At 68.6% G+C, this 13,191-nt stretch carries 12 protein-coding genes; 7 read left to right on the forward strand and 5 right to left on the reverse strand.

Going from position 1 to position 13,191, the window contains the following annotated elements:
* The 5 genes from J2847_RS16170 to J2847_RS16190 all read right to left on the reverse strand — a co-directional run.
* Window positions 1–779 (reverse strand): branched-chain amino acid ABC transporter permease (locus J2847_RS16170; RefSeq protein WP_209779944.1); only part of this gene is annotated, 779 nt, incomplete at its 3' end.
* Between the two features lie 16 nt (window positions 780–795).
* The gene (locus J2847_RS16175; RefSeq protein WP_209779945.1) at window positions 796–1,533 is read right to left on the reverse strand and encodes an ABC transporter ATP-binding protein; all 738 of its coding nucleotides are present in this window, start codon (window positions 1,531–1,533) and stop codon (window positions 796–798) included.
* A complete protein-coding gene (locus tag J2847_RS16180; protein WP_209779946.1) occupies window positions 1,526–2,281 on the reverse strand; it encodes an ABC transporter ATP-binding protein in 756 nt (251 codons plus the stop codon). Before J2847_RS16180 ends, J2847_RS16175 begins: the two co-directional genes overlap by 8 nt.
* Window positions 2,282–2,304: 23 nt before the next feature.
* Complete coding sequence (locus J2847_RS16185; RefSeq protein WP_209779947.1) at window positions 2,305–3,552, reverse strand: ABC transporter substrate-binding protein; 1,248 nt, start codon at window positions 3,550–3,552, stop codon at window positions 2,305–2,307.
* A 362-nt stretch (window positions 3,553–3,914) separates the two neighbouring features.
* Window positions 3,915–5,588 (reverse strand): sigma-54 interaction domain-containing protein, encoded by a 1,674-nt coding sequence (locus J2847_RS16190; protein ID WP_209779948.1) that lies wholly within the window; start codon window positions 5,586–5,588, stop codon window positions 3,915–3,917.
* Window positions 5,589–5,840: 252 nt separating this feature from the next.
* On the opposite strand from J2847_RS16190, the gene J2847_RS16195 reads away from it, so the two are divergent.
* The 7 genes from J2847_RS16195 to J2847_RS16225 are packed head-to-tail and all read left to right on the forward strand — an operon-like array spanning window position 5,841 to window position 13,189.
* A complete protein-coding gene (locus J2847_RS16195; protein WP_209779949.1) occupies window positions 5,841–7,076 on the forward strand; it encodes a CaiB/BaiF CoA transferase family protein in 1,236 nt (411 codons plus the stop codon).
* 34 nt (window positions 7,077–7,110) lie between these two features.
* Window positions 7,111–7,890 (forward strand): enoyl-CoA hydratase-related protein, encoded by a 780-nt coding sequence (locus tag J2847_RS16200; protein ID WP_209779950.1) that lies wholly within the window; start codon window positions 7,111–7,113, stop codon window positions 7,888–7,890.
* A gap of 27 nt (window positions 7,891–7,917) precedes the next feature.
* A complete protein-coding gene (locus J2847_RS16205) occupies window positions 7,918–9,597 on the forward strand; it encodes a class I adenylate-forming enzyme family protein (RefSeq protein WP_209779951.1) in 1,680 nt (559 codons plus the stop codon).
* On the forward strand, window positions 9,597–10,364 hold the full coding sequence (locus J2847_RS16210) for an enoyl-CoA hydratase/isomerase family protein (RefSeq protein ID WP_209779952.1): 768 nt from the start codon (window positions 9,597–9,599) through the stop codon (window positions 10,362–10,364). The genes J2847_RS16205 and J2847_RS16210 overlap by 1 nt, the downstream gene beginning before the upstream one ends.
* Before the next feature lies 1 nt (window position 10,365).
* A complete protein-coding gene (locus J2847_RS16215) occupies window positions 10,366–11,121 on the forward strand; it encodes an SDR family NAD(P)-dependent oxidoreductase (RefSeq protein ID WP_209779953.1) in 756 nt (251 codons plus the stop codon).
* An 18-nt stretch (window positions 11,122–11,139) separates the two neighbouring features.
* Window positions 11,140–12,312, forward strand: a complete 1,173-nt coding sequence (locus tag J2847_RS16220) for an acyl-CoA dehydrogenase family protein (RefSeq protein ID WP_209779954.1) — start codon at window positions 11,140–11,142, stop codon at window positions 12,310–12,312.
* A 1-nt stretch (window position 12,313) separates the two neighbouring features.
* Window positions 12,314–13,189, forward strand: a complete 876-nt coding sequence (locus tag J2847_RS16225; protein ID WP_209779955.1) for a 3-hydroxyacyl-CoA dehydrogenase family protein — start codon at window positions 12,314–12,316, stop codon at window positions 13,187–13,189.
* Window positions 13,190–13,191: the final 2 nt, after the last annotated feature.

A 13,191-nucleotide genomic window follows, 5' to 3' on the forward strand; every position in this document is an offset into this window, starting at 1 on the left:
TCCAGCAGCCCGAGCCCCAGCCCGGTCACGATGGCGCCGAGGATCGAGCCCATGCCGCCGATCACCACCACCGCGAAGACGATGATGATCAGGTTGGAGCCCATCAGCGGCGAGACCTGATAGATCGGCGCCGCCAGCACCCCGGCCAGACCGGCGAGCGCGACGCCGAAGCCGTAGGTCAGCGAGACCATCACCGGCACGTTGATGCCGAAGGCCTGGACCAGCGTCGGGTTCTCGGTGGCGGCGCGCAGGTAGGCGCCCAGCTTGGTGCGCTCGATGGCGAACCAGGTGCCGAAGCAGACGATCAGCGAGAACACCACGACCCAGCCGCGGTATGTCGGCAGGAACATGAAGCCGAGGTTGTTGCCGCCCTTGAGCAGGTCGGGGATGGGATAGGGCTGGCCCGAGACGCCGTACTGGTGGCGGAAGGCGCCCTCGAAGATCAGCGCCAGACCGAAGGTCAGCAGCAGCCCGTACAGGTGGTCGACCTTGTAGAGCCGGCGCAGCATCGTGCGCTCCAGCACCAGCCCGATGGCGCCGACGACGATCGGCGCGACGATCAGCGCGCCCCAGTAGCCGACGCCGACGTAGGTCAGCAGCAGCCACGCCACGAAGGCGCCGACCATGTACAAGGCGCCGTGCGCCATGTTGACGACGTTCAGCATGCCGAAGATCACCGCCAGCCCGAGGCTGAGCAGCGCGTAAAAGGAGCCGTTGATCAGGCCGAGCAGAAGCTGGCCGAACAGCGCCTGGGGTGGCACCCCCAGAAGTTCGAACATGAGAAGACTCTCCCGCTCACACGCCGAGATAGGTGTGGAGCTTGTCCATGTTGGCGTGGAGCTGGTCGTTGGGGATCATGTCGACGACATGCCCCTCCTCCATCACGTAATGGCGATCGGCGATGGTGGCGGCGAAGCGGAAGTTCTGCTCGACCAGCACGATGGTGAAGCCGCGCTGCTTCAAGGCCCGCACCGCCACGCCGATCTGCTCGATGATCACCGGGGCCAGACCCTCGGTCGGCTCGTCGAGCAGGATCAGGTTCGCACCCGTGCGCAGGATGCGGGCGATCGCCAGCATCTGCTGCTCGCCGCCCGACAGCCGCGTGCCCTGCGTCGAGCCGCGCCCCTTCAGGTTGGGGAACAGCTCGTAGATCTGCTCGACCGTCATGCCGCCGTCCTTGATGACCGGCGGCAGCGTCAGGTTCTCGTCGACGCTGAGCGAGGAGAAGATGCCGCGCTCCTCCGGCACATAGCCGATGCCCAGGCGCGGGATCCGGTGCGGGGCCATGCCGATCAGCTCGGTGCCCTGGAAGCGGATCGAGCCGGTGCGCTTGGCCATGATGCCCATGATCGCGCGCATGGTCGAGGTCTTGCCGGCGCCGTTGCGCCCCAGCAGCGTCACCACCTCGCCCTGGCGGACCTCGAGGCTGACGCCGTGCAGGACGTGGCTCTCGCCGTAGAAGCCGTGCAGGTCGCGGACCTCCAGCATGGCGGTCCCGACCTGGCTGGTCTTGCTCTGCATCCCGTCAGGCATGTCCGGTCCCCATGTACGCTTCCATGACCTGGGCGTTCTTCGACACCACCTCGTAGGGCCCCTCGGCGAGGATCTCGCCGCGCCGCAGCACGGTGATGGTGTCCGACAGATGCGCCACGACCGAGAGGTTGTGCTCGACCATCAGCACGGTGCGGTCGGCGGCGACGCGCTTGATCAGCGCGGCGGTGCCCTCGATGTCCTCGTGGCCCATGCCGGCCAGCGGCTCGTCGAGCAGCATGACCTCCGGGTCGAGGGCCAGCGTGGTGGCGATCTCCAGGGCGCGCTTGCGGCCGTAGGGCAGCTCGGCGGCCAGATGGTGCGCCCAGGGCGTCAGGTTGACGTCCTCGATCAGTTGCAGGGCGCGGCCGTGCAGGTCGTGCAGGCTGGCCTCCGACTTCCAGAAATGGAAGCTGGTGCCGAGCGGGCGCTGCAAGGCGACGCGGACATTCTCCAGCACGCTGAGGTGCGGGAAGACGGCCGAGATCTGGAAGGAGCGGACCAGCCCCATCAGCGCGATGTCGGCCGGCTTGGTCCGGGTGATGTCCTTCCCCTTGTAGAGGATCTGGCCGCGCGTCGGCGTCAGGAACTTGGTGAGCAGGTTGAACACCGTGCTCTTGCCGGCGCCGTTCGGGCCGATCAGCGCGTGGATGGTCCCCCGCCTCACTTGCAGGTTCACCTCCTTCACGGCCACGAAGCCCTTGAACTCCTTCGTCAGGCCACGCGCTTCCAGGATGATGTCGTCGGTCATCGGCCGCTTCCCGTGTGCGCCCGTCAGGACTTCTTGACCAGCGGGCAGGTGCTGCGCTCCAGCGGCTGGTAGGCGTCGTCGCCGGGGATCGGGCGCAGAACCTTGGCGAGATCCCAGGGCGACTTGACCTCCGCCGGGGCCTTGGCCTCCGCCAGATACATCTCGTGCACCATGCGGCCGTCGTCGCGGATCTTGCCGTCCTTGGCGAAGAAGTCGTTGATCGTCACCGTGCGCAGATGCGCGCGCACCTTGTCGGCGTCGTCGGTGCCGACCGCCTTGACGGCGTTCAGGTAGGTCGTCACCGCCGAATAGGCGCCGGCCTGGATGTCGGTCGGCATGGTGCCGAAGCGCTTGAAGAAACGCTCGGAGAAGGCGCGCGTCTCGTCGTTGTAGTCCCAGTAGAAGCCGGTGGTGAACTTGACGCCCTTGGCGACGTCCGGCCCCAGCGCCTTCAGGTCGCTGAGGAACACCAGCATCGCGGCGATCGACTGGCCGCTGTTGGTCAGGCCGAACTCCTGCGCCTGTTTCAGCGCGTTGCTGAAGTCGGTGCCGGCGTTGGCCAGCGCGACGATCTCCGCGCCCGAGGACTGCGCCTGCAACAGGTAGGAGGCGAAATCGGCGCTGTTCAGCGGGTGGCGGACGCCGCCGACCACGGTGCCGCCCATCGCCTTCACCACGTCGGTGGTGTTCTTCTCCAGAGAATGGCCGAAGGCGTAGTCGGCGGTCAGGAAGAACCAGCGCTTGCCGCCTTCCTCCACCACGGCGCGCCCGGTGCCGGTCGCCAGCGCGTAGGTGTCGTAGACATAGTGGATGCCGTAGGGCGAGCATTCCGCGTTGGTCAGCGCGGTGGAGGCGGAACCGGCGGCGATGGTGATGCGCTTGCGCTCGGCCCCCAGCTTCTGGATGGCGATGGCCGAGGCGGAATCGGTGGATTCCAGCACCATGTCGACCTTGTCCTGGTCGAACCAGCGGCGCACGGTGGAGGAGGTGATGTCGACCTTGTTCTGGTAGTCGGCGGAGACGATCTCGATCGGCTTGCCGAGCACGGTGCCGCCGAAATCCTCGGCCGCCATCTGCGAGGCGACGACGACCGCCTTGCCGCCGTTGCCGGAATAGACGCCGGTCATGTCGACGATGACGCCGATCTTCACGGCGTCGTCCGAGACGGCCGTGGCCGGCGTTTGGGACTGGGCAATGGCAACTCCCGTGAACGCCATCGTCACGGCCAGCGCGGCGGTGGCGGCGGAGAGCATGAGGGGCTTCTTGGACATAGGGGGCCTCCCGAACGGCGATTTTGATTGGGATGAGCCTGTCTCCGCGTCGGGTGTCGCGCAGGGGCGCGGACGGCGGACGGACAGGCTGTCGAGAGGGCTGTCGCAAAGCCCGTGCCAACCCGTGAAAGCGTGGAATGCCGCCGCGAAACACACAGTCAGCGTCGCGAACAGTGTTGCCGGGAAACACAATGTCCTTGGCGAGGACACCGGCGGGAGCGCCGCCGTGTCCTCGGAAGACGGTCCGGAAGACAGAGCCTTTGTGGGGCCCCGCTTGACGGTCCTTTCTTCCCAAGCATCGTCAAGCCCGGCCATCGAGGCGGAGGCCATTCTCCACGGGTGTCGTCTCCATCGACAGGCGCCTATGCCTGCTCCTCGATCAGCCGCAGCCGCTTGTAGAGGTAGGAGCGCGAGATCCCCAGCTCCTCCGCCGCGCGCTTCTTGTTGCCGTCGTGACGCTTCAGCGCATCGCGGATCAGCGATTCCTCGACGTTCTCGACGGCGGAGCGCATGTCGGCGCTTCCACCGGACGGCACGGCGGCGGCCGGTTCGGGCGCCACGGCCGGGGGCGGCACCACCACCGACGGCATGCCCGGCAGGGCCGAGGGGCGGAAATCCTCGACCCGGATCGTCGTCCCGTCGGAGAAGATCGCCGCGCGCTCCACCTCGTGCAGAAGCTGCCGCACGTTGCCCGGCCATTTCAGCGATTGCAGGTAGCCGTAGACCTTGTCGTCGACGAAACGGACGTTGCTGCGGTTGCGGCTGGACAGCCCGGCGAGGAAGCCCTGGACGATCGCCGGAATGTCCTCCAGCCGTTCGCGCAGGGGCGGCAGCCGCAGGGTGACCGGGCTGATGCGGTAATAGAGATCGAGCCGGAACTTCTCGCTCTGGATCATCTGGCCGAGATCGCGGTTGGTCGCCGACACCAGCCGGAAATCGGAAAAGCGCTGCTGCTCGCCGCCGACCCGTTCGAACACGCCGTCCTGGAGGATGCGCAGCAGCTTGACCTGGAGGTCGAGCGGCATGTCGCCGACCTCGTCGAGGAACAGCGTGCTCTTGTGCGCGGACTCGAACTTGCCCTTGCGGCCCTTCCGCTCGGCCCCGGTGAAGGCGCCGGGCTCGTAGCCGAACAGCTCGCTCTCGGCGAGGCTGGCGGGCAGCGCCGCCGAGTTCACCATCACCATCGGCCGGCCGTGGCGGGCGCTCAGGCTGTGGAGCGCGTTGGCCACCAATTCCTTGCCGGTGCCGCTCTCGCCGATCAGCAGCACCGGGACGTCGAGCGGCGCCACCTTGGCGATGTCGGCCTTCAGCTGGCGGATGGCGTCGCTGGTGCCGATGATCTGCTCGATCCCGGTGGAGCGGGTGCGCAGGCCGGTCAGCTCGCGCTTGTACTGGGCGATCTCGTCGCGCAGCCGGTTGACCTCCAGGCTGAGCTGCTGGAGCTGCTCCGGCGCCTTGAACATCACCTGCCCGATGGCGCCGACCACCGCGCCGTCCTCGACGATCGGGATGCGGCTGACGACGCGGGTGACGCCGCGCATCTGCTGGACCCGGCCGATCTCGGCCTTGCCGGTGCGGACGATCTCGTGCAGGCGGGTGTTCTCGATCACCTCGGTCACCGGCTTGCCGGCCGCCTCGCCGGTGCCGAGCCGGAAGAAGCCCTCATGGACCGGGCTGATGAAGCGGACCTTCGCCTCGTGATCGACGACCGTCATGCCCTCGTAGGGGCTGCTGACCAGATGGTTGAGGATGCTGTAGGCAAAATCGACGCTGCCGATGAAGTCGAGCAGCGTGTCCTCCCGCTGGCCCCGGTGAATGAGGAACAGCGTCGCGTCGGCGCCGCGCCAGCCGAGCACGGTGCAGCGCGCGCCGTCCAGCTCGATCCCGAACAGCCGCCGCGTCCCCAGCTGGCCGCGCAGCCCCGTCAGCCGCTCCTGCACATCGGCCCGGGCGCCCAGTCCGGTCTGAAACTTTACGTTGCTTTGGCCGTCGAGGACCAGCAGGCCGGCCTCGGCCGGGTCGTGCGTTTCGCTCATCGGAATGCCTTTGTTCGTCCGCCGCCGGGCGGTGTCGTTGGCCCATCCTAAGCACAGCCACTGTCCCCTGTGAACACATATTGTTGGCGTACCGGTGTGTTTGCCGACTACACTGTCCAGGGAACGGCCGGATGGCCGGCTCGTCGCGTTACAGAAGAGTTCAGGAAAATTCAAAGGCTTGCTGAAAAATCCGGAACTGGCACGGCGGTTGCTATCATCCGTTCGACCAACAAGCCGGAACAGCGAGACACCATGCTTCCGATGGACACTCTTCCCGACGCGCCCGACGCCGCCCCGTTCGGGATGCTGGCCGGCGTCCGGGTGCTGGACCTGACCACCTCCGTCGCCGGCCCCTACGCATCACAACTCCTGGGCGATTTTGGCGCCGACGTCATCAAGGTCGAGCGGCCGGGGCACGGCGACGATGCCCGCGCCTGGGGCCCCCCCTTTCTCAACGGGGAATCCCTGTGGTTCCTCAGCGTCAACCGCAACAAGCGCAGCCTCACGCTCGACTACACGCGGCCGGAGGGGCGGGCGATCCTGTTCGACCTCGCCCGCCACGCCGACGTGGTGGTCGTCAACATGGTCCAGCGCACGCAGGACAAGCTGGGCATCAGCTACGAAACGCTGTCGGCGGTGAAGCCGGAGCTGATCGTCGCCTCGATCACCGGCTTCGGCCTGAAGGGCAAGCGCGCCGACCTGCCCTGCTACGACCTGATCGCCGAGGGCTACAGCGGCGTCATGGACCTGACCGGCGAGCCGGACACGCCGCCGCAGAAGGTCGGCACCCCGGCGGCCGACATGCTGGCCGGGCAGGACGCCGCGCTGGCGGTCTGCGCCGCGCTGCTGGAGCGCGCGCGCACCGGGCGCGGCCGCAAGATCGACGTTTCGCTGGTCGAGAGCATGACCCGCTTCATGACCCCGCGCGTCGCCACCTACCTGGGATCGGGCGAGCTGCCGCGGCGCTCGGGCGGGCGCGACAGCGTGATCGCCGTCTATCAGGTCTTCGACACCGCCGACCGGCCGATGACCGTCGGGCTCGGCAACGACGGCATCTGGCGCCGCTTCTGCACGGCGCTCGGTCAGCCGGACTGGGCGGCCGAGCCGCGCTATGGCAGCAACGCCCACCGCCGCGAGGCGCGGCCGGAGATCGTCGCCGGCATCCAGGAGCGCCTGCGCGCCCGCCCGCGCGCCGAATGGCTGGCGCTGCTGGCCGAGGCGAAGGTGCCGGCCGGGCCGATCAACCGGCTGGACGAGGTGGCGGCCGACCCCGACCTGCTGGAGCGCGGCCTGTTCTACGCCCTGCCCCACGGCGCCGACGGCGGCTCCTGCCCGCAGGTCAACCTCGGCATCCACGTCGACGGCGCCCCGGCGGCCCCCCGCCTGCCGCCGCCCCGCCTGGGCGAGCACACGCGGGCCATCCTGGGAGAGCTGGTCGGCTGTGCCGAGACGGATCTCGCCAGCCTGTCCGCCGCCGGCATCATCTGACCACCGACACCACGAACGAACGGAAACGCGAGCCATGGCCTACGACACCATCCTCTACGCCGAAGACGGCCCCGTCGGCACCCTGACGCTGAACCGTCCCGAGGACGGCAACATGTTCAACGTCACCATGTGCCACGAGATCCGCGACTGCATCAACGAGGTGCGGCGCGAGACGCGGACCCGCGTGCTGGTCATCACCGGCGCCGGCGACCGGTTCTTCTGCACCGGCGGCCGCAAGGACGGCATGGAGGAGTCGCAGCTCTACGCCGGCGTGCTGCCGACGCTGGAGATGTACGAGAGCATCGAGAAGCTGCAAAAGCCGGTCATCGCCTCGGTCAACGGCTTCGCGGTCGGCGGCGGCAACGTCTTGCAGATGGTCTGCGACCTGACCATCGCCGCCGACACCGCCGTGTTCCGGCAGGTCGGCCCGATGGTCGGCAGCTTCGACGCCGGCTACGGCACCTGGTATCTGGAGGATCTGGTCGGCAAGAAGCGGGCGAAGGACATCTGGTTCCGCAACCCGAAGATGACGGCCGCCAAGGCCGCCGAGATCGGCCTGATCAACGAGGTCGTCCCCGCCGCCGAGCTGAAGGCCGCCACCCGCGCCATGGCGCTGGAGATCGCCGACCGCGGCGCCTTCGCGCTCGCCTCGCTGAAGGCCGCCTTCAACGCCCGCCACAACGGCGTCAGCGGCCTGTCGCGCATGGCGCACGACCTGCTGCTGCGCGGCTATCTGGAGACCGACGAGGCGCACGAGCTGGCCGCCTCCTTCGCCGAGCGCCGCAAGCCGGACGCCGACAAGTTCGGCCACTGAGACCGCAAGGCTAGGGAGATCACCGTCGTGAACACCGTCCTCACGCTCCACGACCCCGCGCTGGCGGCGGGCTACAAGGCGGCCGGCATCTGGCGCGGCGAGACGCTGTACGGCCTGCTCGCCCGCCGCGCCGCCGAACGGCCGGACCGCTTCGCGCTGCGCGACGGCGTCCGCCGGCTGACCTGGGCGCAGCTGCTGTCCTGGGTCGACAGCGTCGCCGACGACCTCGACGAGGGCGGCATCCGGCGCGGCCAGCGCGTGTCGGTCTGGCTGCCCAACCGGGTCGAAGCGGTGGTGGTCTTCCTCGCCTGCTCGCGCAACGGCTATGTCTGCAACCCGTCGCTGCACCAGAACTACACGGTCGCCGAGATCGCCGGGCTGCTGGAGCGCATCGACGCCGCCGCCTTCTTCGGCCAGACCGGCTACGGGGCGGACGCGCAGACCGCCGACGTCTTCGCCGCCGCGCGCAACCTGCCCTCGATGAAGCGCATCCACCGGCTGGAGCCCTACGGCGACCGCTGGAGCGGCGCCGACCTGCCCTTCCCGCCGCTGGAGCCGCGCCGCCCGGTCCACGCCGAGCCGGTGGCCAACGCCGACAAGATCGTCTATCTCGCCTTCACCTCCGGCACGACGGGCGCGCCGAAGGCGGTCATGCACTCCGACAACACGCTGCTGGCCAACGGCCGGGCGATGGTCGAGGACTGGGGCCACGGGCCGGACACCATCCTGCTCAGCCTCAGCCCGATGAGCCACCACATCGGCACCGTCGCGCTGGAGCAGGCGCTGGCCGCCGGCTGCGAGCTGGTGGTCAACGACCCGCCGGCCGGGCTGAAGCCGCTGGATTGGATCCTGGAGACCGGCGCCACCTACATCATGGGCGTGCCGACCCACGCCATCGACATCCTGGCCGATGTCCGCCGCCGGGGCATGGAGAGGCTGGGCGCCGTGACGATCTTCTACATGGCCGGGTCGCCGATCCCGCAGGAGACCGCGCGCGGCTTCCTGGCGCTCGGCATCCAGCCGCAGAACATCTACGGCATGACGGAGAACGGGTCGCACCAGTACACCCGGCCCGACGACGACGTCGACACCATCGTCGGCACCTGCGGGCGCGCCTGCAACGCCTATGAGGTGAGGATCTGGAAGCAGGATGCGCCGGACGTCGAGGCCGCCCCCGGCGAGATCGGCGAGATCGGCGGGCGCGGCGGCTGCCTGATGCTGGGCTATTTCGACAACCAGCGCGCCACCGAGACCTCCTTCAACCGGCAGGGCTGGTTCATGAGCGGCGATCTCGGCCGCTTCGACGCCAAGGGCAATCTGGAGATCGTCGGCCGCAAGAAGGATCTCATCATCCGCGGCGGCCACAACATCCACCCGTCGCGCATCGAGGATCTGGCGAAGACCCACCCGGCCGTGCTGATCGCCGCCGCCATCCCGGTGGCCGACGAGCGGCTCGGCGAGAAGGTCTGCCTGATCCTGTCGGTCGAGGGCACGCCGCCGACGCCCAAGGCGATCCTGACCCATCTGTTCGAGGCCGGCCTGTCGAAATACGACATGCCCGAATATCTGGCGATCACCGGCGATTTCCCGATGACGCCGAGCGGCAAGATCCTCAAGCGCGGCCTGATCGACTGGGTCAAGAGCGGCAAGCTGCAACCAACCCCGGTGCGCTGGACGGCCCCAACACTCTCGAAGGAACCCACCTGATGCCCGTCACCCTGACCCGGCTGGATGAGCTGGCGGTCCTGACGCTGGACCGTCCCGAGGCCCTCAACGCGCTGAGCTTCGCGATCCTCGGCGAGATCGGCGCGGCACTCGACGAGGTGGCGCGGGGCGACGCCCGCGCGCTCTTGGTGACAGGCGCCGGCCCGAAATCCTTCTGCGCCGGGGCCGACATCAAGGAGCTGACCGGCCGCAGCCTCGACGCCCAGAAGAAGGGGGCCGAGTTCGGGCAGGCGGTCTTCGCCAGGCTGGCCGCCTTGCCGATGCCCTCGGTCGCGGTGATCAACGGCTTCGCCTTCGGCGGCGGGCTGGAGATGGCGCTGGCGTGCAGCTTCCGCGTCGCCGGGAAGAACGCCAAGCTCGGCCTGCCGGAGATCAAGCTGGGTCTGATCCCCGGCTATGGCGGGACGCAGCGCCTGCCGCGCCTGATCGGCGAGGCGCGCGCGCTGGAGATGATCCTGACCGGCCGCACCGTCGGCGCCGAGGAGGCCGAGCGCATCGGTCTGGTCAACCGGCTGATCGACGAGCCGCTGCTCGACAGCGCCGCCGCCTTCGCGCGCGAGTTCACCATCTACGGCAAGCTGGCCCTGTCCTTCGCGCGCTCCGCCGTGCAGCGGGCGATCGACCTGCCGATCCACGAGGGGCTGAAGGTCGAGGCCGACCTGTCGACCCTCGCCTACCAGACCGCCGACGCCGCCGAGGGCATGGCCGCCTTCGCCGAAAAGCGCAAAGCCAGCTTCCAGGACCGCTGACATGACCCAGACTTCGATCAAAGACGGAATCGTCACCGTCACCGGCGCCGGGCGGGGCATCGGCGCCGACATCGCCATCGAACTGGCCCGGCGCGGCTTCACCGTCGCCTGCCTGACCCGCAAGGGCACGATCCCGGAGCTGCCGGCCGAGGACGCCGGCCTCGCCGAACGCCTGCTGCCGTACCGCTGCGACGTGACCGACGAGACGGCGCTGCGCGCGGTGTTCGCCGAACTGGCCGGCCTCAGGGGCGGGCTGACCGCGCTGGTGAACAACGCCGGCATCCATCTCGACGGGCGCAGCGACAGCTTCTCCACCGACGACTTCAACGCGGTGATGACGACCAACGCCACCGCCGTGTTCGTGGCGGCCCGCGAGGCCTACCCGCACCTCGCCAAGACCAGGGGCATGATCCTCAACATGGGGTCCTTCTTCGACCGCATGGGCGTGAAGCGGAACCTCGCCTACTGCGCGTCGAAGGCGGCGGTCGGGGCGATCTCGCGCTGTCTGGCGGTGGAATGGGCGCCGGCCGGCATCCGCGTCGTCAATCTGGCGCCGGGCTACATCCTGACCGACCTGAACCGCGAGGCGCTGTCCGAAGGCCCGCTCAGCGCCTTCCTGCAAAAGCGCATCCCCACCGGCGGCCCCAGCGGCGCCGACGCGGTCGCCAGGCTCTCCGCCATGCTGCTGGAGGAGAACATCCCCTTCCTGACCGGCGAGACCATCTACCTCGACGGCGGCCAAGGCATCGCCCACTAAGCCGGAAAGGACCAGGGAATGAACGTCTTCGAGAAGCTCGACGCCCAGATCCCGCTCTCCGACGAGGAGGCGATGCTGCTGGAGAGCGTCCAGGCGCTGGCCCGCGACCGGATCGCGCCGAAGGCCGAACATCATGACGCCACCGCCGAATTCCCGTGGGACAACGTCCACGGCATCAACGAGCTGGGCCTCAACGCCATGTTCGTGCCGGAGGCCTACGGCGGCGCCCGGCTCTCCTACGTCGCCTATCTCGCCTGCGTGCGCGAGATCAGCAAGGCCTGCGCCTCGACCGGCATCGTCTGGGCGACCAACTTCCACGGCATGAAGCCGCTGATCGACTTCGGCACCGAGGAGCAGAAGCGGCGCCTGCTGCCGCGCCTCGCCGAAGGGGCGCTCGGCGCGCTCTGCATCACCGAGGAATCCGCCGGTTCCGACGCCACCGGCATGAAGACACGCTTTACGCCCGATGGAGACGACATCGTCGTCAACGGCGGCAAGATCTTCATCACCAACGGCGACGTCGCCGACCTCTACCTCGTCTTCGGCAAGTGGAGCGGGATCGACGACCCGAAGAAGGCCATCTCCGTCCTCATCCTGGAGAAGGGCACGCCCGGCCTGAGCGTTCTCCGCAAGGAGGACAAGATGGGCCACCGCGCGTCGAGCACGGCGGCGCTGTCCTTCGAGAATGTCCGGGTGCCGCGCGCCAACCTGCTGGGCCAGCCCGGCGACGGGTTGCGCATCCTGCTGGCCTCGCTGAACAAGTCGCGCCCCAGCGTCGCCGCGCACGCGCTGGGCATCGCGCGGGCCGCCTTCGAGGATGCCGTCGCCTACATCAACGAGCGCCGCCAGTCCGGCAAGCGCATCATCGAGTTCCAGGGCATCCAGTTCCTGCTGGCCGACATGGCGACCGACCTCGCCATGTGCGAGGCGTGGCTGTGGCAGCTCGGCCGCCGCATCGACGCCGGCGAGCAGGATTTCGGCGTCGAGGCCTCGATGCTGAAGATGCGCGCCAGCGACCTCGCCATGCGGATCAGCACGGAGGCTGTGCAGCTCCTCGGCGGCTACGGCTACTGCAAGGACTACCGCGTGGAGCGGCTGATGCGCGACGCCAAGATCACGCAGATCTGGGAGGGGACCAACCAGGTCCACCGCCAGCTGATCGGCCGCAGCTTCATCGAAAGGCAGAAGTGACATGAGCACGATCAAGACCGTCGGCGTCGCGGGCGCCGGCACGATGGGCGCCGGCATCGCCATCGTCGCCGCCCGGGCCGGTTTCCGCACCATCCTCTACGACACCCGCCAGGACACGCTGGACCGTGCGCGGCGCCAGACCGAGGGCTTCTTCGCCAAGTCGGTGCAGCGTGGCAAGCTGACCGCCGAGGCGGTCGAGACGATCATGGGCAACCTGATCGGCACCACCGACATCGCCGCGATGGCCGAGTGCGACGTGGTGATCGAGGCGATCTTCGAGGATCTGAAGGTCAAGCACGGCCTTTTCTCGGATCTCAACGCCGTCTGCCCGCCGCACACCATCTTCGCGTCGAACACCTCCACCCTCTCGATCACCGAGATCGCCGGCGGGTCTGGACGTCCGGAGCGCGTCGTCGGCATGCATTTCTGCCTGCCCGCCCAGCTGATGAAGCTGATCGAGATGTCGCCCGGCCTGACCACCTCCCCCGAGGTGTTCGACGCCGCCTGGAAGTTCGCCGAGGCGATGGGCCAGCGCCCGGTGAAGACCAAGGACAACCCCGGCTTCATCCTCAACTACTTCCTGGTGCCCTTCAACAACGACGCCATCCGCATGGTCGAGGCCGGCGTCGCCGAGCCGGCGGACATCGACCGCGCTATCAAGGCCGGGCTCGGCTACCCGATGGGGCCGCTGGAGCTGCTCGATCTGATCGGTCTCGACACCCAGCTCCTGCTCTGCGAGGCGCTGCACGGCGTCACCAACGACCCGCGCGCGGCTTGCCCGCCGCTGGTCAAGCGGATGATCGCCGCGAACCATCTGGGCCGCAAGACCGGCCGGGGGTTCTACACCTACGAAAAAGACGCGATGTTCGGAGGCTGAGC

This window comes from Azospirillum agricola, assembly GCF_017876095.1.
Classification (GTDB): Bacteria; Pseudomonadota; Alphaproteobacteria; order Azospirillales; family Azospirillaceae; genus Azospirillum; species Azospirillum agricola.

Excerpts from the sequence above, each read along its gene's own strand:
- J2847_RS16175 (WP_209779945.1), bottom strand. The coding sequence starts at position 1,533 with ATGCCTGACGGGATGCAGAGCAAGACCAGCCAGGTCGGGACCGCCATG.
- J2847_RS16180 (WP_209779946.1), bottom strand. The coding sequence starts at position 2,281 with ATGACCGACGACATCATCCTGGAAGCGCGTGGCCTGACGAAGGAGTTC.
- J2847_RS16185 (WP_209779947.1), bottom strand. The coding sequence starts at position 3,552 with ATGTCCAAGAAGCCCCTCATGCTCTCCGCCGCCACCGCCGCGCTGGCC.
- J2847_RS16190 (WP_209779948.1), bottom strand. The coding sequence starts at position 5,588 with ATGAGCGAAACGCACGACCCGGCCGAGGCCGGCCTGCTGGTCCTCGAC.
- J2847_RS16195 (WP_209779949.1), top strand. The coding sequence starts at position 5,841 with ATGCTTCCGATGGACACTCTTCCCGACGCGCCCGACGCCGCCCCGTTC.
- J2847_RS16200 (WP_209779950.1), top strand. The coding sequence starts at position 7,111 with ATGGCCTACGACACCATCCTCTACGCCGAAGACGGCCCCGTCGGCACC.
- J2847_RS16210 (WP_209779952.1), top strand. The coding sequence starts at position 9,597 with ATGCCCGTCACCCTGACCCGGCTGGATGAGCTGGCGGTCCTGACGCTG.
- J2847_RS16215 (WP_209779953.1), top strand. The coding sequence starts at position 10,366 with ATGACCCAGACTTCGATCAAAGACGGAATCGTCACCGTCACCGGCGCC.
- J2847_RS16220 (WP_209779954.1), top strand. The coding sequence starts at position 11,140 with ATGAACGTCTTCGAGAAGCTCGACGCCCAGATCCCGCTCTCCGACGAG.
- J2847_RS16225 (WP_209779955.1), top strand. The coding sequence starts at position 12,314 with ATGAGCACGATCAAGACCGTCGGCGTCGCGGGCGCCGGCACGATGGGC.